This window comes from Vagococcus sp. WN89Y, from assembly GCF_052220145.1.
Lineage (GTDB): Bacteria > Pseudomonadota > Gammaproteobacteria > Enterobacterales > Enterobacteriaceae > Kosakonia.
In genome coordinates this window covers 219,499-242,652 of the sequence record NZ_JBQPOM010000029.1, presented here as the reverse complement: position 1 = coordinate 242,652, position 23,154 = coordinate 219,499, and the positions used below count along the sequence as shown (strand labels likewise).

Annotated in this window: 22 protein-coding genes; 4 read left to right on the top strand and 18 right to left on the bottom strand. The window is 55.8% G+C overall.

The window, feature by feature from the left end; translation table 11 throughout:
- The first annotated feature begins 139 nt into the window (after positions 1-139).
- Positions 140-1,099, top strand: a complete 960-nt coding sequence (locus ACTU3N_RS12165) for a sugar-binding transcriptional regulator (protein WP_443086390.1) — start codon at positions 140-142, stop codon at positions 1,097-1,099.
- A gap of 92 nt (positions 1,100-1,191) precedes the next feature.
- Positions 1,192-1,401, top strand: a complete 210-nt coding sequence (locus ACTU3N_RS12160; RefSeq protein ID WP_443086389.1) for a hypothetical protein — start codon at positions 1,192-1,194, stop codon at positions 1,399-1,401.
- A gap of 32 nt (positions 1,402-1,433) precedes the next feature.
- On the opposite strand, the gene hisP is transcribed toward ACTU3N_RS12160, so the two are convergent.
- The 15 genes from hisP to pdxB all read right to left on the bottom strand — a co-directional run bounded on the left by hisP (position 1,434) and on the right by pdxB (position 15,713).
- A complete protein-coding gene (hisP, locus tag ACTU3N_RS12155) occupies positions 1,434-2,207 on the bottom strand; it encodes a histidine ABC transporter ATP-binding protein HisP (RefSeq protein WP_443086388.1) in 774 nt (257 codons plus the stop codon).
- 7 nt (positions 2,208-2,214) lie between these two features.
- On the bottom strand, positions 2,215-2,931 hold the full coding sequence (locus tag ACTU3N_RS12150; protein ID WP_443086387.1) for an ABC transporter permease: 717 nt from the start codon (positions 2,929-2,931) through the stop codon (positions 2,215-2,217).
- Positions 2,928-3,614: a histidine ABC transporter permease HisQ gene (locus ACTU3N_RS12145; RefSeq protein ID WP_443086386.1), complete on the bottom strand. Its 687-nt coding sequence runs from the start codon at positions 3,612-3,614 to the stop codon at positions 2,928-2,930. The genes ACTU3N_RS12150 and ACTU3N_RS12145 overlap by 4 nt, the downstream gene beginning before the upstream one ends.
- Before the next feature lie 72 nt (positions 3,615-3,686).
- A complete protein-coding gene (gene hisJ, locus ACTU3N_RS12140; protein ID WP_443086385.1) occupies positions 3,687-4,469 on the bottom strand; it encodes a histidine ABC transporter substrate-binding protein HisJ in 783 nt (260 codons plus the stop codon).
- A gap of 196 nt (positions 4,470-4,665) precedes the next feature.
- Complete coding sequence (gene argT, locus ACTU3N_RS12135; protein ID WP_443086384.1) at positions 4,666-5,448, bottom strand: lysine/arginine/ornithine ABC transporter substrate-binding protein ArgT; 783 nt, start codon at positions 5,446-5,448, stop codon at positions 4,666-4,668.
- Between the two features lie 267 nt (positions 5,449-5,715).
- The gene (locus ACTU3N_RS12130; RefSeq protein WP_443086383.1) at positions 5,716-6,297 is read right to left on the bottom strand and encodes a UbiX family flavin prenyltransferase; all 582 of its coding nucleotides are present in this window, start codon (positions 6,295-6,297) and stop codon (positions 5,716-5,718) included.
- Positions 6,298-6,393: 96 nt separating this feature from the next.
- Positions 6,394-7,911: an amidophosphoribosyltransferase gene (purF, locus tag ACTU3N_RS12125; protein ID WP_443086382.1), complete on the bottom strand. Its 1,518-nt coding sequence runs from the start codon at positions 7,909-7,911 to the stop codon at positions 6,394-6,396.
- 33 nt (positions 7,912-7,944) lie between these two features.
- Positions 7,945-8,433, bottom strand: a complete 489-nt coding sequence (gene cvpA / locus ACTU3N_RS12120) for a colicin V production protein (protein ID WP_443086381.1) — start codon at positions 8,431-8,433, stop codon at positions 7,945-7,947.
- Between the two features lie 397 nt (positions 8,434-8,830).
- A complete protein-coding gene (dedD, locus tag ACTU3N_RS12115; RefSeq protein ID WP_443086380.1) occupies positions 8,831-9,523 on the bottom strand; it encodes a cell division protein DedD in 693 nt (230 codons plus the stop codon).
- Positions 9,513-10,781, bottom strand: a complete 1,269-nt coding sequence (folC, locus tag ACTU3N_RS12110; RefSeq protein WP_443086379.1) for a bifunctional tetrahydrofolate synthase/dihydrofolate synthase — start codon at positions 10,779-10,781, stop codon at positions 9,513-9,515. The genes dedD and folC overlap by 11 nt, the downstream gene beginning before the upstream one ends.
- A gap of 203 nt (positions 10,782-10,984) precedes the next feature.
- On the bottom strand, positions 10,985-11,899 hold the full coding sequence (gene accD / locus ACTU3N_RS12105) for an acetyl-CoA carboxylase, carboxyltransferase subunit beta (protein ID WP_443086378.1): 915 nt from the start codon (positions 11,897-11,899) through the stop codon (positions 10,985-10,987).
- A 103-nt stretch (positions 11,900-12,002) separates the two neighbouring features.
- Positions 12,003-12,662 carry a DedA family protein gene (locus ACTU3N_RS12100; RefSeq protein WP_443086377.1) on the bottom strand — a complete coding sequence of 220 codons (660 nt, stop codon included), beginning with the start codon at positions 12,660-12,662 and terminating at the stop codon, positions 12,003-12,005.
- Positions 12,663-12,689: 27 nt separating this feature from the next.
- Positions 12,690-13,499 (bottom strand): tRNA pseudouridine(38-40) synthase TruA, encoded by an 810-nt coding sequence (truA, locus tag ACTU3N_RS12095; RefSeq protein ID WP_443086376.1) that lies wholly within the window; start codon positions 13,497-13,499, stop codon positions 12,690-12,692.
- Positions 13,499-14,512, bottom strand: a complete 1,014-nt coding sequence (locus ACTU3N_RS12090; protein ID WP_443086375.1) for an aspartate-semialdehyde dehydrogenase — start codon at positions 14,510-14,512, stop codon at positions 13,499-13,501. Before ACTU3N_RS12090 ends, truA begins: the two co-directional genes overlap by 1 nt.
- A gap of 64 nt (positions 14,513-14,576) precedes the next feature.
- Entirely contained in the window at positions 14,577-15,713 is a 1,137-nt protein-coding gene (gene pdxB / locus ACTU3N_RS12085) for a 4-phosphoerythronate dehydrogenase PdxB (protein ID WP_443086374.1), read from the bottom strand.
- Positions 15,714-15,823: 110 nt separating this feature from the next.
- On the opposite strand from pdxB, the gene flk reads away from it, so the two are divergent.
- Entirely contained in the window at positions 15,824-16,834 is a 1,011-nt protein-coding gene (gene flk, locus ACTU3N_RS12080; protein WP_443086373.1) for a flagella biosynthesis regulator Flk, read from the top strand.
- A gap of 34 nt (positions 16,835-16,868) precedes the next feature.
- Here the strand turns inward: flk and ACTU3N_RS12075 are convergent, their stop codons facing one another.
- From ACTU3N_RS12075 to fabB, 3 genes are all read right to left on the bottom strand, one after another.
- A complete protein-coding gene (locus ACTU3N_RS12075) occupies positions 16,869-18,299 on the bottom strand; it encodes a 6-phospho-beta-glucosidase (protein WP_443086372.1) in 1,431 nt (476 codons plus the stop codon).
- Positions 18,300-18,395: 96 nt separating this feature from the next.
- Positions 18,396-19,580: an MFS transporter gene (locus tag ACTU3N_RS12070; protein ID WP_443086371.1), complete on the bottom strand. Its 1,185-nt coding sequence runs from the start codon at positions 19,578-19,580 to the stop codon at positions 18,396-18,398.
- 195 nt (positions 19,581-19,775) lie between these two features.
- Positions 19,776-20,993 (bottom strand): beta-ketoacyl-ACP synthase I, encoded by a 1,218-nt coding sequence (fabB, locus tag ACTU3N_RS12065; RefSeq protein WP_443086370.1) that lies wholly within the window; start codon positions 20,991-20,993, stop codon positions 19,776-19,778.
- Between the two features lie 160 nt (positions 20,994-21,153).
- Here fabB and mnmC point away from each other — a divergent pair, with 160 nt between their 5' ends.
- Positions 21,154-23,154 (top strand): bifunctional tRNA (5-methylaminomethyl-2-thiouridine)(34)-methyltransferase MnmD/FAD-dependent 5-carboxymethylaminomethyl-2-thiouridine(34) oxidoreductase MnmC, encoded by a 2,001-nt coding sequence (gene mnmC, locus ACTU3N_RS12060; protein ID WP_443086369.1) that lies wholly within the window; start codon positions 21,154-21,156, stop codon positions 23,152-23,154.

The following is a 23,154-nucleotide window of genomic DNA, read 5'->3' as shown; positions in this document are numbered from 1 at the left end:
TATGTTAGTTCCCCGTTGCGAAAGCTTTTGCGAGATGACTCACGGAATTGGCATTTGCCCACAAAAAAGACTTTTGCCCATTTACGTAATGCGCCCGATTGACGATACAATAGTGACAAGCCATTTCAGGAACGCGTTGATGAACAAAGAAGAGAAGAAACAGGAGCTCGCAGCCCGCGCAGCCTGGATGTATTACGTTGCGGGCCTGACCCAGCAGGATATCGCGACCGCCCTGGGCTTATCACGCCAGGTGGCGCAGCGGCTGATTTACAGCGCCAGAGAGATGGGGATGGTAACGGTGAATATCAGCCATCCGGTGACTCACTGTATGAGATTAGCCCGCGAATTGCAGGACAAATTCGCCCTGTCATTGTGCCGGGTGGTGCCCTCCGCCGGGCTGGAAAACGACGCCATCCAGCAGATGCTGGCGGTCGAAGGCGCGGAGGTGATGGCGCAATATATTGCCGAAGATAAGCCGCAGGTGTTTGGTATCGGCTCCGGGAAAACGCTGCGCTCAATCATTGATGCGCTGCCGTGGCTGGAGCGCCCACAGCACCAGTGCGTATCGATGATTGGCGCCATCGCACGGGACGACTCCGGTACCCGCTACGATGTGCCGCTGAAAATGGCGGAGAAAATGCAGGGCAAATATTATTTTATTCCCGCGCCGCTCTATGCCGACAGCCCGGAAGACAAAACCATGTGGTGCCAGCATCAGGTTTACCAGCGGGTCACCGAGCGCGCGCTGCATGCGGATATCACCTTTCTGGGGATTGGCGAGGTGGGCCTGGGCTGCCCGTTAAATGCTGAAGGGTTTATCACTGACGATCAGGTGCAACGGCTGGAAAAACAGCAAGTTGCCGGGGAGATGCTCGGCCATTTTTTCAATCAGCAGGGCGAGCGCCTGGATGCTGAACTGGATGCCCTGTTAACCAGCGTGCCGCTGACCAGCCATACGTCACGGAAGATTTTAGGTTTTGCCGGCGGGGCGAAGAAGTATGCCGCGATCCGCGCCGCACTACGCGGGCAGTGGATTAACGGCCTGGTGACAGATGAAGACACGGCGGTGAAATTGCTGGCGCAGTCATCCCCTGATTAAGGAGCAAGCAAAAGCGCTTTTTGATACATACTACAAATACATTTGTATATCATTCGCTTCGTTAATCAGGGATATTTTTAAGGGATAAACAGATGAAGCCTATGCCAGTTGAGCGTTCTCTCACTCATTTAACGCCTGAGGTTGCCGCCACGGCGAAGCCTGGGCCGGTTACCACTGGGTTTGCCGCCAGCATCGCAGATGTTGCGAATGCGGATGAGAAGCTAAGAACGTTAAATAACTGTTTTCAGGTAACGGCCAACGTACAAAAAGCGTTTAGCCGGTTACTGGCGAGCGATCGTTAAAAGCAAGCGGAGAATTCTCTCCGCTTGCGCTCTTATTTCAGTGAACCTTTGAGGAACTGCTGCAGACGCGGGCTTTTAGGATTACCAAACAGCTCATCCGGCGGCCCTTCCTCTTCAATCTTGCCCTGATGCAGGAAAATAACGTGGGTCGAGACATCTCTGGCAAAGCCCATCTCATGCGTCACCACCACCATGGTTTTCCCCTCTTCCGCCAGCTGCTGCATGATGCGCAGCACTTCGCCAACCAGTTCCGGGTCCAGCGCCGAGGTCGGTTCATCAAACAGTAACACCTCCGGCTCCATTGCCAGCGCACGGGCAATCGAAACGCGCTGCTGCTGGCCGCCGGACAAATGCACCGGGTACTTCTGCTGCTGCATGGTATCAATACCGACTTTTGCCAGATAGCGGATCGCCCGCTCGCGCGCCTCTTGTTTACTCAGGCCCAGCACCTGGATCGGCGCTTCCATGACGTTTTCCAGCACCGTCATATGGCTCCACAGATTAAAGTGCTGAAACACCATCGTCAGGCGCGTGCGCAGCAGACGCAACTGATGCTTATCGGCCACCTTCAGTTGCCCGTCCTGGTCACGCACCAGGGTGATGTTCTGCCCGTTCACCATCAGCGAGCCTTCGCTCGGCTTTTCCAGGAAGTTAATACAGCGCAGAAAAGTACTCTTCCCGGAGCCGGACGAACCGATAATGCTAATCACATCGCCTGCGTTGGCGCGCAGCGATACGCCTTTCAGCACTTCATGCTCACCGTAGCGTTTGTGGAGATCTAAAACGTTTAATTTATTCTCAGACATCGTATTCTCAGTGCGTCGAAGAAGGTTTCATATGCTGTAACCAGCGTTTTTCCGCTTTGCGAAACAAGCTAATCAGCACATAAGAAATAATCAGGTAGAGCACCGCCGCGATACCAAAGGCGGTAAACGGCTGGTAGGTCGCCGAGTTGATATCGCGAGCGATTTTCAGCAGATCCGGCACCGTCGCGGTAAAGGCCAGCGCCGTGGAGTGCAGCATCAAAATCACCTCATTACTGTACGCTGGCAGCGCAATACGTAGCGCCGAAGGCAAAATAATGCAGCGATACATCTTAAAGGTCGAAAAGCCGTACGCCCGCGCCGCTTCAATTTCGCCATGCGGCACCGAACGGATAGCCCCGGCAAATATCTCGGTGGTGTAAGCGCAGGTGTTAAGCGTCAGAGCCAGCACGGTACAGTTCAGGCCGCTGCGAAAGAAAGCATTAAGCAACTCGTTACCTTTCACGACCTCAAGCGTATACATCCCGGTGTAGAACACCAGCAGCTGGACATAGAGCGGCGTGCCGCGAAAAATATAGGTAAACAACCAGACCGGCAGGCTGATAAATTTATTCCCGGAGACGCGCGCAATCGCGAGGAACACCGCCAGAACACCACCTATCACCACCGATGAAATCAGCAGCCACAACGTTACTGCCACGCCCGTCATGCGATAGCCATCGCTCCAGAGCAGCGATTTCCAGTACTCGTCGATAATTTCTATCACAGGTCGGCCCTCTTCACACCCACGGAGTAGCGTCGTTCGAGCAGAAGCAGTACACCATTTGAAACCGTGGTAAACAGCAGATAAATCACGCCGCAAACAAGGGCGAAATAGAACGGCTCCCAGGTGCTTTTCCCGGCAAGCTGGGTGGCTTTCACCACATCTTCCAGCCCGAGCAGCGAAACAAGCGCGGTAGCTTTGAGGATAACCTGCCAGTTGTTACCGATCCCCGGCAGCGCGTAGCGCATCATGGCCGGAAACAGAATGCGGCGAAACGTCTGGCGCCCGGTAAAGCCAAACGCGGTCGCGGCTTCAATGTGCCCTTTCGGCACCGCCATAAATGCGCCGCGAAACGTTTCGGTAAAATAAGCGCCGTAAATAAAACCCAGCGTAATAATCCCGGCGACCATTGGATCGATATCAAACTGCGTCAGTCCAAGCGCATCAGTGACGCTGTTGAGCGCAATTTGCAGACCGTAAAAAATCAGCAACATCAACACTAAATCCGGCACGCCGCGGATAAGGGTGGTGTAGGCTTCAAATACCAGCGCCAGCCCGCGCTGCTTTGAAAGCTTCGCGCCAGCGCCTGCCAGGCCAATCACCACCGCCAGCACCACGGAGCTGAGCGCCAGCTCCAGCGTGACCAGCGCGCCCTGAAAAATGACTTGAGAAAACCCGTACAGCATGCTGCCTGCCCTGTCATGGTATGTTTACCGTGCCCTCCCGCAACAGAGGGGGCACGTCAAGCACGCGTGGTGTTAGCCACCGTAAACATCGAAATCGAAATATTTCTTCGCGAGTTTTTCGTAAGTCCCGTCGGCGCGCATCCCGGCGAAGGCTTTATTCAGCGCTTCGCGCAGTTCGTTATCTTCTTTGCGAAGCCCCATGCCGGTGCCGACGCCAAACAGTTTTTCGTCTTTAATCGACGGGCCGCCAAACTTATACTCTTTGCCCATCGGCGTTTTCAAAAAGCCTTCGCTGGCCGCGACTTCGTCCTGGAAAGCGGCATCAATACGCCCTGCCGTCAGGTCAGCGTAGATATTGTCCTGGCCCTGATAAGAGACGATTTCGACACCGTTAGGCGCCCAGTGTACGTTGCCGTAAGTTTCCTGCGTTGTGCCCTGCAATACCCCGACACGCTTGCCTTTCAGCGTTGACAACTCCGGCTGCACATCAGAATTTTTTGCGACCACCAGGCGAGAGTCCGCTGCATAAAGTTTGTCGGTGAAGGCAATTTGCTGCTGGCGTTTTTCCGTGATGGAAAGTGACGACATAATCGCGTCGATCTTTTTCGCTTGCAGCGACGGAATCAGAGCATCCAGCGGGTTTTCGACAAACACACACTGCGTATTAATACGTTTGCACAGCTCTTTAGCCAGATCGATATCAAAACCGACTAATTCACCCTGCGCATTTTTGGATTCGAAGGGAGCATAAGTTGGATCGGTACCAATACGGACTTTTTGTGGGATCGCCGCAAACGCACTGGTAACGCTGGCTACAGCGAGCGCCAGAGAAAGAGATAATACGAGCTTTTTCATCATTATCCTCAACAGACTGTCTTTTTAGGGGAATTGTCAGAATTACGGTGCCGTTATCGTGCCATTATCCACCCCGGCAAGGCAAAAGATTCTGCCTTTTTTTGCATTCTGCATGCGTAATTATGCAGCACTGCACCAAAGTGATGCATTAAATGCACCACTTTGGAACATTCACCGTATTTATCCCCCGGCAGCCTTACTCGCCGTAGACGTTAAAGTCGAAATACTTTTTCGCGAGTTTGTCATAGGTGCCGTCCTGGCGCAGTTCGGCAAAGGCTTTGTCAAACGCGTCTTTCAGCTCTGTGTCGTCCTTGCGCAGGCCGATACCTGTGCCGTCACCGAAGTATTTTTTGTCTTTCACCGCAGGACCGGCAAAAGCAAACTCTTTTCCGGCTGGCTGTTTCAGGAAGCCTTCGCTGGCGGCGACTTCGTCCTGGAACGCTGCGTCAAGACGCCCGGCACTCAGATCCGAGTAAATCTGATCCTGGTTCTGATAAGCCACCACATCCACGCCTTTGCTGCGCCAGTTGCTGTTGGCATAGCCTTCCTGCGTAGAGCCTTGCAGCACGCCGACATGCTTGCCTTTCAGCGACTCAATCGACGGCTGGATAGAGGAATTTTTGGCGGCAATCAGGCGGGAGTCAGCGGCATAGAGCTTCTCAGAGAAGGCGATTTCCTGCTGGCGCTTTTCCGTAATCGATAACGAAGAGATGATGGCATCGATTTTCTTCGCTTTCAGCGACGGGATCAGCGCATCAAAATCGCTGCCGACCCAGGTACATTTCACCTTGATACGCGAGCACATCTCATTACCGAGATCGATATCAAAACCGACAAACTCCCCTTTCGCATCTTTGCTGGAGAACGGCGCGTACGTCGCGTCGGTACCAATGCGCACTTCCGCAGGCAGCGCTGCGTATACGCTTGCACTCGCTGACAGACCCAGCAGGAGAGAGAGCGCGAGAACCGTCTTCTTCATACATTACCCTCGAGTATTTTTTATTGTATTACGTTGTGTTGTGTGTTGCTGGCTGTAACCTTGCACGTCTTATGCCACTTTCGCCGCGCGATAAAAAAACGCCACGAAAGTTGTTAATAAAACGTTGCAAACAGGCCTTGTGTTGAAAGATAGCAGGTCTGCCGGTTGAACCGCAGTGCTTAAAGGGGCAAAACAGGCATTAAATGTTGAGGATATGATCGCGCTTGCAGAATTGCCCCAAAAAAGGGCAGAGCGCGGCGGCTTGCTCTATTTCGCCGCATCGCTCCCTTGCCAGCGGGTAAACAGATCCTGCGGCAAATCGATAGCAAACTGATCGAGTACACGGTTGACCGTCTGATCAATGAGCGCCTCAAGCGTTTGCGGACGATGGTAAAACGCCGGAACCGGCGGCATGATGACGGCACCGAGTTCCGCAGCCTGGGTCATTAAACGCAGATGGCCCAGGTGCAAAGGCGTTTCCCGCACGCACAACACCAGCGGTCGGCGCTCTTTAAGCACCACATCCGCCGCGCGGGTCAGCAGGGTGTCGGTATAGCTGTGAACAATACCGGAAAGGGTTTTAATTGAGCACGGCAGGATAACCATGCCGGTGGTTTTGAAAGAACCCGAAGAGATAGACGCGGCGATATCGCGTGCATCATGTACCACATCAGCCAGCGACTGCACTTCGCGCAGGGTGAAATCTGTCTCCAGAGAGAGGGTCTGCCGGGCGGCCTGGCTCATCACCAGATGCGTTTCAACACCCGCGACGTCGCGCAGCACCTGTAAAAGCCGCACGCCATAAATCACGCCGCTGGCACCTGAGATCCCCACAATGAGTCGTTTCATAAGACTTTACACCCGCAATAATTTACGCAAACTTTGCCTGATTACAGAGGGCGTTGCAACTGAATGCGCCCCGGCGGATGCAGGGGCGCGATAGGATCAGCCTTCGTTATGCATCTCTAAACTTTCGACTTCGTTCTGTAGCAAAACCGCTTTTGCATCGTCGTTGCGCAGGGAGTCCAGGTAGTCAAGATACTGCTGGTTGACGTCTTTGGTCACATACACACCGTTAAAGACCGAGCATTCGAACTGCTGAATATCAGGGTTTTCTGCACGAACGGCGTCAATCAGATCATCAAGATCCTGGAAAATCAGCCCATCTGCGCCGATAATCTGGCGGATCTCATCCACTTCGCGACCGTGAGCAATCAGCTCATTGGCGGTAGGCATATCGATGCCGTAGACGTTCGGGAAGCGAATTTCCGGCGCGGCAGACGCCAGATAAACCTTCTTCGCACCGGCTTCGCGCGCCATCTCAATAATCTGCTCTGAGGTGGTGCCGCGCACGATGGAGTCATCCACCAGCAGCACATTTTTGTCGCGGAACTCGGCGCGATTAGCGTTGAGCTTGCGGCGCACCGACTTACGGCGCAGCTGCTGGCCTGGCATAATAAAGGTGCGGCCAACGTAGCGATTTTTCACAAACCCCTGGCGATACGGCTTGCCAAGGATCCGCGCGATTTCCAGCGCGATATCGCAGGAGGTTTCCGGGATAGGGATAACCACGTCGATATCCAGATCTTCCCACTCGCGGGCAATCTTCTCACCAAGCTTAGTGCCCATATTAACGCGGGCGCTGTAGACGGAAATCTTGTCGATAAACGAGTCCGGGCGGGCAAAATAAACATACTCGAACAGGCACGGATTGCTGACCGGGTTATCCGCGCACTGGCGGGTAAACAGCTGGCCTTTCTCGGTGATGTACACCGCTTCGCCGGGTGCGACATCGCGCAGGAATTCAAAGCCCAGCGTATCCAGCGCCACGCTTTCGGAGGCCACCATATACTCGGTGCGGCCATCGCCGACTTCGCGTTTACCCAGCACCAGCGGGCGGATGCCGTTCGGGTCGCGAAAGGCAACCATACCGTGGCCGATAATCATCGCAACGCAGGCATAAGCCCCGCGAATTAAGCGGTTCGTCGCGGCAACGGCGGCAAAAATATTGTCTGCTTCCAGCGGATAGTGGCGGAAATTATCCAGCTCGCTGGCAAAGATATTCAGCAGGATTTCGGAATCAGAGGTGGTATTGATGTGGCGGCGCTTTTCTTCAAACAGCTTTTTGCGCAGCTCATGCGCATTGGTCAGATTACCGTTATGCGCAAGTGTAATACCGTACGGGGAGTTGACGTAAAAAGGCTGCGCTTCTGATGCGCTGGAGCTGCCCGCGGTCGGGTAGCGCACGTGACCAATCCCCATGTTGCCCTGCAAACGCTGCATATGGCGGGCTTCAAACACATCATTCACCAGACCGTTTGCTTTACGCAGACGGAAACAGTTGTTCGCATCAATGGTGATGATGCCTGCGGCATCCTGCCCACGGTGCTGAAGCACCGTTAACGCGTCATAAATCGACTGGTTGACCGGCATAACACCGGCGATACCGACAATACCGCACATACGTCTTTTCCTCGTTAAGCCACATCACAGGGCTTATGCCCTGGGCAAGAAACTCGACGAACTTTGCAGATAGTCAAAAAACCATCTGATGACAAAACTGAATTGTGGGATAAGCTGCGACTTCTGCCAGTCTTCGCTTTTCGAAAGCCCGGTAAAAGTATCGAGAAAGAACAGAATGGCGGCGACGATCAGCACGCCACGCAGCGCGCCAAAGCAGATCCCCAGCACCCTGTCAGTACCCGACAGGCCGGTTTTTTCCACCAGCGTACCTATCACGTAGTTTACGATGGCGCCAACAATCAGCGTCGCGATGAACAGGACCGCGATGGCGATGCCATTACGTACCAGCTCTTCGTCAAAGCCCGTGAACCAGACTGACAGGTAAGTGTAGTAATGACTGGCAACAAAGAAAGCACAACCCCAGGTTACCAGCGATAACGCTTCACGAACAAAGCCACGGATCAGGCTTACCAGACAAGAAAAACCAATCACCGCGATGATGGCGTAATCAATCCAGACCATATGTGTCCCAACAATTTACGCCCTGTCGTCCAGTTCGGGGCGCATTCTAACAGAAAAAGAAAACGTTTGCGTAGGGATTTCCTTCCCATGCGTAAATAAAAATGGCGCTGAAAAAACGCTCAACGCCACGGTTCCGATCGCCTGTTTTTCAGGCGTTTTTCGTTATTTCTCTTCCTTCAAAAGCGAAGAGAAGAAGAGAACTCACACCGCCTGCCCTGCTCTGTTATTCACCGCGGTGATACCAGGCAGCACGTGAAATTTCACCAGCCGGGTCTGGCTTCTCAGTGCTGCGAAAGCGTATTCTCGCACGGTTTGCCCCTGGCCAATCGGTTAAAAAGAGGCCAGCGGGTAACTTTTACACACTGGTTACGCCATCACCCGCGCTGGCGGAAAACGCTTAGTTAGGCGTGTAGCCCATCACCACGCCGTTTAAGCCTGATAGCTGTTTCAGCTCGCCCAGCGAGTTTTTCAGCTTATCGCGCGAGGCGTCCGGCCCCACCAGAATACGGGTGATTTTACCCTGCACTGGCGTGGTCGGCGAGGTGTAAGCGCGATACCCTGCGCTGCGCAATTTCCCGACGATTTCATTCACTTTATCCGCATTTTTCAACGCGCCAAGCTGAACGACATACGCCTTTCCGGAAGGCTGCGGTTTTTCTTCCGCCGCTTTTGGCGGCGCGTCATTCACCACCGGCTGCTGAACCTGCGCCTTCGGCGGCGTGTCAACCACCGGCTGCGGTTTTGGCTGCGGCTTCCCGACCGGTTTCGGCTTAGCGGTTACCGGCGGCTCTGCCACTTCCGGCTGCGGGTTACTATTGGCCGCCAGCCGGGAGTCGTTGAGCGTCGGCGCGGCCGCATCGCCTGCACGCACCTCTTCCGCCGCGCCTTCCGGCGGCTGCGCAGGCAGCGCCTGAGTGGCCGGCATCATATCCGGCTCATCGCGATCGCCGGGCTTCGGCACCAACGGGATCGCCGCAAATTCATCCTGATAATGTTTTTTCTGCCCGTCGAGCAGCCCGGGAAGAACAATGACCCCGAGCGCAACCAGCACAATAGTCCCCATTAAACGGTTCTGAAACTTACTCGCCACCGGTTCTCCCCGCTTCCATCGCTTCCATAACATGTGCCACAGTGTGAAAAGATCCGCACACCAGTACGGTATCGCCTGCATTAGCATCGGCCATCGCCGCCTGCCAGGCTTGCGCAACATCAGGCCATGCCTGCCCCTGTTTGAGGTGTGTCAGCAATTGCTGCGCTGTTGCGCCGCGCGGCCCTTCCAGAGGGGCACAATACCAGCTATCGACTACCGGCTCCAGACAGGCCAGCGTTCCGGCAATGTCTTTATCATGCAGCATACCGACCACCGCCAGCACGCGCCCGGTCTTCGGCAGCGCCGCCAGCCGCCCGGCCAGATAGCCCGCCGCATGGGGATTATGCGCGACATCAAGGATCAGACGTGGTGATTCGCTCACAATCTGGAAACGTCCGGGCAAAATAGCTGCCGCAATCCCCTCACGGATCGCCTGCTCGCCAACGTTAAGACCGCTGGCGCGCAGAGCGGCCAGCGCCGTCGCAGCATTGGGCTGTGGCACTGTTGGCAGCGGTAAGTCGCGAAGCTCACCCCGGGCGTCAAAAAAGTTCCAGCTCGCGGCATCCACGTCATAACGCCAGTCCACATCACGGCGTAACAGACGCGCGCCTTTCTCCTGCGCCACATCGGCAATGGTGTGCGGCATATCCGGCTCGCCCACGACGGCGGGTTTACCGGCGCGGAAGATACCGGCTTTTTCGCGACCGATACTTTCCCTGTCAGGGCCAAGCCAGTCGGTATGATCAAGTGCGATACTGGTGACAACCGCCACGTCCGCATCCACCATATTGGTGGCATCCAGTCTTCCGCCAAGCCCCACTTCAAGGATAACCACATCCAGCTGCGCCTGTTTAAACAGCCATAGCGCCGAGAGGGTGCCAAACTCAAAGTAGCTCAGCGAGATATCGCCGCGCGCGGCTTCGATTGCCGCAAAAGAAGCGGTATGTGCAGATTCAGCCAGTTCACCGCCCTGCACGCGCACGCGCTCGGTATAACGCACCAGATGAGGGGAGCTGTAGACGCCAACGCGGTAGCCCGCCGCCAGCAGAATGGACTCCAGCGTGCGGCAGGTGGTGCCTTTGCCGTTGGTTCCGGCCACGGTAAAAACGAACGGCGCAGGACGCAATACGTCAAGACGCGCCGCCACCTGACTTACGCGATCAAGACCCAGATCGATAGTTTTACTGTGCAGGTTTTCCAGATAAGAAAGCCACGCGGCCAGGGGCGACGTGGCTTGCGGAATGCGTTTAATGTCCATGATGCCCGTTGAATTGAGACGGTTTGAAAAGCAAAAGGGCAGCGCCAGTGGCCCTGCCCTCGATAGTATACACAAAATTACTTCTGTTGCAGGAAGCTGGCAACACGGCGCTCCCCGGAACACGTCCTGCACGGGGTGTGCGGTCAACCGGCACGCTGTTCACTGCGCCGCCAAAGGGCTGCAACAAGAAGAATAACGTGTTATCAGGCCTCGCCATCCTGACTCGCGTTTGCAGGGATAACCGTGCCAACGTGCGCGTCGTCTGGATCGGGCGCGGGCTGATTCATCAGCTTCGCCAGAATACGCGCCAGTTTCAGACGCAGCTCCGGGCGGCGGACAATCATGTCAATCGCGCCTTTTTCGATAAGGAACTCGCTGCGCTGGAAGCCTGGCGGCAGTTTTTCGCGCACGGTCTGCTCGATAACACGCGGGCCGGCAAAGCCAATCAGCGCCTTCGGCTCAGCAATGTTTAAATCGCCAAGCATCGCGAAGCTTGCGGAAACGCCGCCCATTGTCGGGTCGGTCAGCACGGATATATACGGCAGACCGCGTTCCTGCATTTTTGCCAGCGCCGCAGAGGTTTTCGCCATCTGCATCAGCGACATCAGCGCTTCCTGCATACGCGCACCGCCGGAAGCCGAGAAGCAGATAAGCGGACAGTTATCTTCCAGCGCCTGCTCGACGGCACGTACAAAGCGCGCGCCGACAACGGAGCCCATTGAGCCGCCCATAAAGGCAAACTCAAACGCCGCTGCAACAACCGGCATACCGTGCAGAGTGCCTTTCATTACGACCAGCGCATCTTTCTCGCCGGTCTCTTTCTGTGCCGTGGCCAGACGGTCTTTGTATTTTTTGGAATCGCGGAACTTCAGCACATCTTTTGGCTCAAGCTCGCTACCCAGCTCCACCAGTGAACCTTCATCCAGCAGGCTATGCAGGCGATTACGCGCTGTCATACGCATGTGGTGATCACATTTTGGGCAGACCTCAAGGTTACGCTCCAGTTCGGCACGATACAGTACCTGGCCGCAGCTATCGCATTTTGTCCACACGCCTTCAGGAATGCTTGCCTTACGGGTGGGGGTGATGTTGCTCTTAATTCTTTCAATCCAGCTCATTGATAACCTTTATACATGAACCTGGTAGCCCATAAATGGTGCACATTAAAACATAACGGTTCGCAACTTGGGATAAAAAAGTGGTCGAACCGCGGTTGAGTCCTTATTTCGCCAGTCGCTTTGCCGCACGACGGTGGCGAATAATCTCAATCACTCCGGGAAGTATAGACACCACGATAATTCCCACAATCAGTAACTTAAGATTTTCCTGAATCATTGGAATGGTACCAAAGAAGTACCCGGCGTAGGTAAAGAGTAATACCCACAGCAGCGCGCCCACTACGTTATACATGGCGAAGTGGCGGTAGGACATATGCCCCATCCCGGCGACAAAAGGCGCAAAAGTACGCACGATCGGCACAAAACGCGCGAGGATAATCGTTTTACCGCCGTGTTTTTCATAAAACTGATGAGTTTTATCAAGATAGCTGCGGCGGAAAATCTTTGAGTCAGGGTTGCTGAATAACCGCTCGCCGAAGAGCCGCCCGATGGTGTAATTCACTGCATCGCCGACAATAGCGGCAACCAGCATTAAAAGCACCATCATGTGCACGTTCAGATCGTTGGTTTCAAGGGAGGCCAGCGCACCGGCGACAAACAGCAACGAATCACCGGGTAAGAATGGCGTGACCACCAGCCCGGTTTCACAAAACAGGATCAGAAAAAGAATCGCGTAGACCCAGACGCCATATTGCGCGACCAGTTCCGCCAGATGCACATCAATATGCAGAATGAAATCAATAAGAAAGCGTATGAGTTCCATGTATGCTTAAGCCTTGTATGATTGCGACTAGTCCGCCAGGAACAGCGGGCCCATTGGCACCGAGGGAAGGTCATAACGCGCCGGATAATCGACCGACACCAGATACAGCCCTTCCGCCTTCGCCGTTGCTGCCGCCAGCGTTCTGTCCTTAACCGCCAGCAACTCTGCTATCCAGCTCTCCGGCTGGTTGTGGGCGCCCACTTCCATCAGGCTGCCGACAATATTCCTGACCATATGATGTACAAAGGCATTTGCTTTGATATCCACCACCACATACGCACCATAACGGCTGACGTTGATATGCATCAGATTTCGCCAGGGGGTACGCGACTGGCACTGCACGGCGCGAAACGAGGTAAAGTCATTCTCGCCAAGCAGACACTGCGCCGCACGATGCATCCGTTCGGCATCAAGCGGCTGATGATAATGCGTAACGCCCTGGGCCAGCACCGCCGGGCGCAGGCGATGATTATAGATGACGTAGCGGTAACGGCGAGCCGTGGCGCTGAAACGTGCATGAAAATCATCGGGGACATCTTTGACCCAACGCACCGCAATGTCACCAGGTAAATTCGCATTTACACCCAGCGTCCACGCAGCGTCTTTACGCCGGGCGGTGGTTTCAAAATGCACCACCTGCCCGGTTGCATGAACGCCGGCGTCCGTACGCCCGGCGCAAAAGACGGTGATCGGTTCGTTAGCCACCTGCGAGAGCGCTTTTTCCAGCTTCTCCTGCACGCTGCGTACTTCTTGTTGCCGTTGCCAGCCGTAATACTTGCTGCCGTCGTACTCAATACCGAGAGCAATTTTATAGACCGGCGCTTTCTCGTCCTGCATCAGTACAGATACTCCTGCACCAGTTTTTCAGCGATTTTTACCGCCATCAGCGCGCCGCCGAAACGGACGTTGTCTGCCACTGACCAGAACTGGATTTGCTCCGGCATACCGTAATCATTGCGCACGCAGCCCACGGAGAGATGCGCCTGGCCCGACGCGTCGCCGACCTGGGTCGGAAAGTCGTTCTCTTCGGATAAAACGATTTCTTCATCGCGGCTAAACGCGTCGCGCGCTTCTTCAGCAGCCAGCGGGCGAATAGCTTCAAAGCTCACCATCTGCGCATGACCGTAGAACACGGGCGACTGTACACAGCTGGCGGAGATCATCAGGCCGTCGTCCTGCAGGATTTTGCGCGTCTGATCGATAATCATGCGCTCTTCGCGCACGCTACCTTCTCTGTCTGCCAGCAGCGGCAGCATGTTGAACGCCAGCTGGCGGCCGAAATAATCGTCTTCATCAATCGGTACACCGTTAAGCAGTTTGGCGCTCTGCCCGGCCAGCGCGTCGATGGCCTGTTTGCCCTGGCGGGAAACCGACAGCAGGTTGGTCACCGCCACGCGCGATATTCCGCCAGCATCCACCAGCGGTTTCAGCGCCGCCAGCAGCTGGCTGGTCAGGCTATCGGGCACTGCGATAATATTACGGTTACGGTAATCAGCCAGCACAAACGGGTTAATATCCGGCATCACCAGCGGTACATCCGGCTCCAGCGCAAACAGCCCGCTGGTGTCAATGACCAGGCAGCCCGCATTGGTGGCTTCTTCTATATACGCGGCGGTCGCCTCAACGCCCGCCACAAAAAACGCCAGCTGCGCCTGTGTCCAGTCAAACTCTGCGGCATCCTGCACCTGCACGGTTTTCCCCGCAAAACGCAGGTTTTCGCCTGCGCTTTCACTGCTTGCCAGCGCAAACAGGTCGCCCACCGGGAACTGACGCTCCGCCAGGGTTTCGAATAAGGCTTCCCCGACGGCACCGGTGGCACCGAGAACGGCAATATTCCAGCCTTCAGACATGGTGATTTACTCCAGAAATAGCGCGTCCTTGCCAGCATGGCAGGCAAGGAGCATTAAGAAGACATTAACGTACCGGGTTGTGTACTGCGTTGAAGCCCAGCTTTTGCAACAACGCGGCCGCCGCGGCGTCATCACACTGCACATACAAGGATGACCATTCGCGGCGCTCAAGATAGTTTTTACGCAGCTTATCAAACTCACCCGGCATGCCCGCCACTTTACGCAGCAGTGCATCGTCGCGGCGCACATCATACACCAAATGAACCAGCCTTTTTAGCGTTGACTGATCAAGCGGGCCATGCAGCGTAATACGGCCAAAATCCGGGGCGGGCAGCAGCGCATCGAGCGCGACCTGTTGGCGCTGGCCGAGAAATTCACTAAAGGCTTCAAACACCTGCGTCGTACCGCGCGCTTTACCTTCCAGGGTATAGCCCGCGATATGCGCCGTGCCGATAGCGACGTTCTCCAGCAGCGCGACGTTAAGATCAGGTTCCGGCTCCCAGACGTCCAGCACCGCATCCAGCGCCTGCCCTGCCTGCAAATGGCGCAGCAATGCCGCGTTATCCACCACCGGGCCGCGACAGGCATTTATCAGAATAGTGCCAGCGCGCAAGCGGGAGAGCAGCGCATCATCCACCAGATGCAGCGTTTTATACTGCCCTTCCTTGAAAAGCGGCGTGTGGAAGGTCAGAACATCCGCTTCCTGCACCAGTTCATCAAGGCTTAAGAACTCGCCTTCATCGCCACGATCGGCGCGCGGCGGATCGCACAGCAGCGTGCGCACACCCAGCGCCTCCAGGCGCGTTTGTAAACGGCTGCCCACGTTGCCCACGCCGACGATGCCAACGGTGCGATCCTGCAAGGCAAAACCGTCGCGCTCGGCAAGCATCAGCAGCGCAGAAAAAACGTACTCCACCACGGCGATAGCGTTACAGCCAGGCGCTGCCGAAAACGCAATACCCGCTTCGTTAAGAAATGCCTCATCGACATGGTCAGTGCCCGCCGTCGCGGTGCCGACGAATTTGATGCCCGTACCCTGTAATAACGCCTCATTCACTTTGGTGACGGAGCGCACCATTAATGCGTCGGCATCTGCCAGCTCCGCCTGTGGGAGCGGGCGCCCAGGAATAGCCTTCACCTCACCCAGACGGCGAAAAAGATCGCGGGCGTAAGGCATATTTTCATCAACAAGGATTTTCACGCTACAGTACCTGTTTGAGACGGGAGTTCAGCGCGCAAGTGTGCCATAATCTCGCCGCCAGGCATACCCACAATGCCTTGATGCCCCCATGCGAGAGTAAGAGGATTTAGATGATGCAACCCATTCAGGGTGCGAGCGCGCGCCCTCCCGGGCAAGAACCACCGTTAACAGGCAGCACTGCCGGCGATGCCCCCCTGACCAGCTTACAGCGCACGGTGCTGGAGCGGCTGATTGTCCGGCTGGTGGCGCTGACCCAGCAGCAAAGCGCGGAAGTCTGGGCCGGGATGAAACATGAACTTGGGCTAAAAAATGATGCGCCATTGCAGGCCCGCCATTTCCCGGCGGCTGAGCAGCATCTTGGCCAGCGTCTGGAAACGGCCACACAAAACCATACCACGCGCCAGATTATCTCGCAGCTCACCGAACTGTTAGGTCAGGGGAATAACCGCCAGGCGGTGAGTGATTTTATTCGCCAGCAGTTTGGGCAGACGGCGCTCAGCCAGCTGACGCCGCAGCAGTTAAAAACCGTGCTGACGATGTTGCAAAACAATCAGATAACCATTCCCCAGCCGCAGCAGCGCCCGGCGACCGAGCGCCCGCTACTGCCTGCGGAACATAATTCGCTCAACCAGGCGGTAACCAAACTTGCCGCGGCAACCGGCGAGCCGGGCAAGCAAATCTGGCAATCCATGCTGGAGCTTTCCGGGGTGAAGACGGGTGAGCTGATTCCGGCAAAACATTTTGCTCCGCTGATGACCTGGCTGCAGGCGCGCCAGACGCTGAGTACGCACCCTGCTCCCACGCTGCATGCGTTGCAAACGTCGCTGAAACAACCGCTGGAGGATGTGGAGTGGCGATCGGTTACGGATTATGCGCAGCAAAACTGGCAGGCCACGCCGCAAACGGTGCTGACCACCGCGCAAGTGCAGGATATTTTAAATCATATTTTCTTACGCCGTACCGAGCGGGCGTCAGGAATGATTGAGGTTCGTGATATTCAGCCGATTTATAACCCGTTTATCGCGCCGTTTATCGACAGCGTTAAAAACCTTTCCGCGCGCCCCGGCTTACTCTTTCTTGCCCTGCTGGTCGCGCTCGCGTTTTTCTGGCTGGTGGTGTAAATCTGTCCCCTCCGGGCGGAGGGGACATTCTGCGCTAAATATTCTCAGCGTTATTTTTAATTACGTCCTGATACCACCAGAACGATTTTTTGCGACTGCGCGCAAGCGTACCGTTGCCTTCGTTATCTTTATCGACATAAATAAAGCCGTAGCGTTTTTTCATTTCGCCGGTTCCCGCTGAAACTAAATCAATGCAGCCCCACGGGGTATAACCCATTAAATCGACGCCATCTTCCGCCACCGCTTTTTTCATTTCGCGGATGTGGTCACGCATATAATCGATGCGATACTGGTCATTGACCACGCCGTCGCTTTCCGGTTTATCAATTGCACCAAAACCATTTTCCACCACAAACAGCGGCAGCTGATAACGGTCGTAGAAATAATTAAGCGAATAGCGCAAACCGACAGGGTCAATTTGCCAGCCCCAGTCGGATGCATTCACATACGGGTTTGGCACCAGGCTTTTCGTTTCGTCATAATCCAGCAGCGGGTTATCTTCCGTGGCTTTGGTGACAAAGGACATATAATAACTAAAGCCGATATAGTCAACGCAGCCACGAGTTAATATTTGCAGATCCTCGTCGGTAATATCCAGCTTAAAATGCCGACGGGCAAAATAATTCAACAGATGCTGCGGGTAATAACCGCGAACGTGCACATCGGTAAACCAGTAGCGGCGGTGCATCGCTGCGACCGACATCATCATATCGTTCGGGTTACAGGTCAGCGGGTAAATCGGGCACATCGCAATCATGCAGCCAATTTTAAAGTCCGGGTTAATTTTATGCCCGGCCTCAACTGCCAGCGCGCTCGCCACTAATTCGTAATGCGCAGCCTGATACATTATTACTTCGCGATCTTCACCCGGTTTATATTTCACCCCGGAGTTAGTAAACGGCGCAAAGTCCTCGTGATAATTGGCCTGGTTATTTATTTCGTTAAACGTCATCCAGTATTTTACTTTATTGCGATAACGGTCAAATACCACAGTAGCAAAACGGACAAAGAAATCGATTAATTTACGATTGCGCCAGCCGCCATATTCGGTAACGAGGTGATAAGGCATTTCGAAATGCGAGAGCGTAATCACCGGCTCGATATTATATTTCAGGCACTCGTCAAAGAGATCGTCGTAAAATTGCAGCCCGGCCTCATTGGGTTCCAGCTCGTCCCCTTTCGGGAAAATACGCGTCCAGGCAATAGAGGTACGAAAACATTTAAAACCCATCTCAGCGAACAGCTTAATATCGTCTTTGTAGCGATGGTAAAAATCGATGGCTTCATGGTTAGGGTAATTCTTACCGGGCAAGACACCGTCGGTAATTTCACGCGGGACACCGTGCGCACCGGCGGTCATCACATCGGCAACGCTGACGCCTTTCCCGCCCTCCTGCCAGCCGCCTTCCAGTTGATGCGCCGCTACCGCACCGCCCCACAGAAAATCTGCTTTAAACCCAGGCATATATTTCTCCTTTCGCTCAATGTTAAGCCAAGGATAAACAAGCCTGCGGTGACATGACATCATCGCGCTACGTTTTTGTGAAACCGGTTGCAGAAACTATTTATCTGCGCATTTTCGTGACCGGAAAGCGACAAGCGTGACCAGGATACCGATAACCGCTGAGACGGCGCCGGCCAGGAACACCGACGCATAGCCGAGCGAGGTGGCAAGTAGCCCGGTCAACGGGCCGCTCACGGCATAGGAGATGTCCTGAAACGCGGCATAACCCCCCAGCGCCGTGCCACGCACCTGCGGCGGCACGCGTTTTACCACTTCGACACCGAGCGCCGGGAAGATAAGCGAACAGCCACAGCCGGTCAGCGCCGCACCCGCCAGGGCTAAGCCTGCGCCCTGCGCTTGCCACAACAGCAGCAGGCCGATAGCTTCGATAAGCAGCGAGACGACAGCCACGCGCACGCCGCCATATTTATCCGGCATCCAGCCAAACAGCACACGCATCAACACAAACGCGCCGCCAAATGCGGTCAGGGTAAACCCGGCCATCGGCCAGCCCTGGCTGGCAAAATAGAGCGAAACAAAGGTGCCGATGACCGCAAAACCTACGCCCTGTAAGGCAAGTCCTAACCCTGGCTGCCAGATAAGCCCCACCACGCTTAACAAAGACGGGCGCACGCCCGCGCTCGCCGGAACTTTTCGCACGCTGCCGTTAAACGCCCAGGCCATCAGCGGCAGCGCGGTGGTGGTTGCCGCAAGTGCCGCAAAACCGAACCGGCTGTGGATCAGTAAGCCCAGCGGCGCACCCGCCGCCAGCGCGCCATAAATCGCCATACCGTTCCATGACATCACCTTGCCCGAGCGCGTCGGGCCAACCAGCCCAAGCCCCCAGGTCAGCGTGCCGGTCAGCAGCTGGCTCTCGCCAAAGCCCAGAACCAGGCGGCCAACAATTAACAGCGTGAATTTTACCCACGGTTCCACCGGCAGCAGCGCGGCGAGAAGCCAGGCCACCCCCGCCAGCGCGCAGGCTACCATGCCCTGCATCGTCGAACGTTTCGCCCCACGCTGATCCGCCAGCCGCCCGGCATAGCCGCGCGTCAGCACGGTCGCCAGAAACTGAATACCCACGGCAATACCTACCATGGTGTTGCCATAGCCCAGCTCGTGATGCACAAACAGCGGGATCACCGGCAGCGGAAGACCGACGGTCATATAGGTAAGAAAGACGGCAAACGCGATGCGAAACAGGGAAAGATTTGCAGAAGACGTGCTTTTTGAGTCTGACATGCATTACTCCATAACGCAGAGTAAGGCGGGATACACCACGCCCCCTCTACCTGAGTTTCAGGGTTAAGGCGCGTTGGTTAACGTTAAACGCTTACGGTAAAGATGCCCGGGAGTTTGCCTGTCGCAGCGGCAAATTGTCAACGTGAAAAAGGGAGCCGCGGCTCCCTTTCGTTATATTCAGCACAACGCTTAAGCTTATTTAAGCTTACGCATGACGAGCGTTGCGTTGGTGCCGCCAAAGCCGAAGCTGTTGGACATCACCGTCGTCAGCTGACGTTCGGTCGGCTGGGTGATGATGTTCATGCCAGCCGCCTGCTCATCCAGCTCCTCGATGTTGATGCTGGGCGCAATAAAGCCGTGTTCCAGCATCAGCAGCGAGTAGATTGCTTCCTGCACGCCCGCCGCGCCGAGGGAGTGCCCGGTCATCGCTTTGGTGGCAGAAATGGCTGGCGTGTTGTCGCCAAAGACTTCACGGATAGCGCCCAGCTCTTTCACGTCGCCCACCGGTGTGGAAGTGCCGTGGGAGTTGAGATAATCCACCGGCGCATCCAGCCCGGCCATCGCCATCTTCATGCAGCGCACCGCGCCTTCGCCTGACGGGGCAACCATATCGGCACCGTCGGACGTTGCGCCGTAACCGACGATTTCAGCGTAGATATGCGCACCGCGTGCCAGCGCGTGTTCCAGCTCTTCAACCACCACCATGCCGCCGCCGCCTGCGATAACGAAGCCGTCGCGACCAGCATCATAGGTACGGGACGCTTTTTCCGGCGTCTCGTTATATTTGGTCGACAGCGCGCCCATCGCGTCGAACTCACAGGCCATTTCCCAGCACAGCTCTTCGCCGCCGCCTGCAAAAACGATGTCCTGCTTGCCCAGCTGGATTTGCTCGACCGCGTTACCAATGCAGTGTGCAGAGGTCGCACAGGCGGAGCTAATGGAGTAGTTAACGCCGTGGATTTTAAAAGGTGTCGCCAGGCAGGCAGAAACGCCGGAGGCCATGGCTTTAGTCACCACATACGGACCCACCGCTTTCAGCCCGCGCGGGCTGCGCATTGCGTCAGCGCCGAACACCTGATACTTCGGAGAGCCGCCGCCGGAACCTGCAATCAGGCCAACGCGCGGGTTATTCTGGTAAACCTCGTCAGAGAGGCCTGCGTCAGCGATCGCCTGTTCCATAGACAGAAACGCATAAATGGAGGCGTCGCTCATAAAGCGCACAACTTTACGGTCGATGAGGCCAGTGGTATCCAGTTTTACGTTGCCCCACACGTGGCTACGCATGCCGGAATCCTTCAACTCCTGAGAGAAAGTGATCCCTGAGCGTCCTTCACGCAGAGATGCCAGGACTTCCTGCTGGTTATTACCGATGCTGGAAACGATGCCCAGGCCAGTAATCACTGCACGTTTCATTCAATACCCCTAGTAAGTCGTACTAATTTTAAGTTTCGCTTCGCAAGATAGCGTACAGTTGTACGCCGAACAAGTCCGATCAGACATTTCGCGCGTAAATTTGCGCCTTTACATTCCCCTCGTTAAGATCATGCTACTGCCTGATGGACGAGTAACTTACGTGAAACAAACCGCTATACAATCCGCCAACCTTGAGTTCAACGCTGAGGGTACACCTGTTTCCCGAGATTTTGATGACGTCTATTTCTCTAATGATAACGGACTGGAAGAAACGCGTTATGTTTTTCTCGGCGGTAATCATCTGGAACAGCGTTTTCAGAACCATCTGCATCCGCTGTTTATCGTCGCGGAAAGCGGTTTTGGCACCGGCCTGAACTTCCTGACGCTATGCCAGGCGTTTGACGCCTTTCGCGCCGCGCATCCTGACGCTATCCTGGAAAGATTACATTTCATCAGTTTTGAAAAATTTCCGCTGACTGCTGACGATCTGCGTAAAGCCCACGCGCACTGGCCAGAGCTTGCGCCCTGGGCTTTGCAGTTGCAGGCCTGCTGGCCGCTGCCCTTTGCCGGTTGCCACCGGTTACTGCTTGACGAGGGCCGCATCACGCTTGATGTGTGGTTTGGCGATATTAATGACCTGACGCAAAAGCTGGATGATTCGCTAAATCAGCGTGTGGACGCCTGGTTTCTGGATGGCTTTGCGCCGTCGAAAAACCCGGACATGTGGACGCCTGCGCTTTTCCAGGCGATGGCGCGCCTGGCAAAACCGGGTGGGACGCTGGCGACATTTACCTCCGCCGGGTTTGTGCGCCGTGGTTTGCAGGAGGCCGGTTTTGAGATGCATAAGCGCAAAGGGTTTGGCCGCAAGCGCGAAATGCTCACCGGCGTGATGACGCAAAACCTGACCTTTCCCGCACGCACGCCCTGGTTTGCCCGAAGCGGCAGCAGCGCGCGCGAAGTAGCGCTGATTGGCGGCGGCATTGCCAGCGCCCTGTTATCGCTGGCGCTGCTGCGCCGCGGCTGGCAGGTTACGCTCTACTGCGCCGATGCTGCAGTAGGCGAAGGCGCATCCGGAAATCGCCAGGGGGCACTTTACCCGCTTCTTAGCGCGCACGATCCGGCGCTGGCGCGCTTTTTCCCCGCCGCGTTCACCTTTGCCCGCAGGCTTTACGACGCCCTTCCCGTCGACTTTGACAAGCAGTGGTGCGGCGTAACGCAGCTCGGTTGGGATGAGAAAAGCCAGCAGAAAATTGCGCAGATGCTGACGCTGGAACTGCCGCCAGAACTTGCCGCTCCGGTGGATGCCGCAACCGTGAAAGCCACGGCAAATGTCGACACGGGCTGCGGCGGCATCACCTACCCGGCTGGCGGCTGGCTGTGCCCTGCCCAACTGAGCGCAGCGGCCATCGAACTGGCCTGCTCGCAGGGCTTACAGGTGCATTACAACCATGCGCTGCAACACCTCAACCGGCAGGATAACCGCTGGCAGCTGCACTTTGGGAATGGCGAGGTGCGCCAACACGCCACGGTGGTATTGGCTAACGGTCATCGCATCAGTGAGTTTGCGCAGACGCAAAATCTGCCGGTTTACCCCGTGGCGGGCCAGGTGAGCCATATCCCGACCGCTGAGCACCTGGCCGGGCTGCGCCAGGTGCTGTGCTATGACGGTTATCTGACGCCGCAAAACCCGCGCACGCAGCAGCACTGTATTGGCGCCAGCTATCATCGCGGGCGTGGGGAAATGGCGTATAGCGAGGCGGATCAGCAGCAAAATCGCCAGCGTCTGCTCGACTGCTTCCCGCAGGCGCAATGGGCACACGAGGTGGATGTCAGCGCGAAAGAAGCGCGTTGCGGCGTGCGCTGTGCGACCCGCGATCATCTGCCAATGGTGGGGAATGTGCCTGACTACGATGCCACGCTTGCCGCCTATGCACAGTTATCTCAGCAGCCGGACAATGCCTCGCCCGCGCCGGTGCACGACGGGTTATTTATGCTCGGCGCGCTTGGCTCGCGCGGGCTGTGCAGCGCGCCGCTGGCGGCAGAAATCCTCGCCTCGCAAATGAGTGACGAGCCGATTCCGCTGGACGCAGAGACACTCGCAGCGATAAACCCGAACCGTTTATGGGTGAGGAAATTACTGAAGGGAAAAGCGGTGAAATAA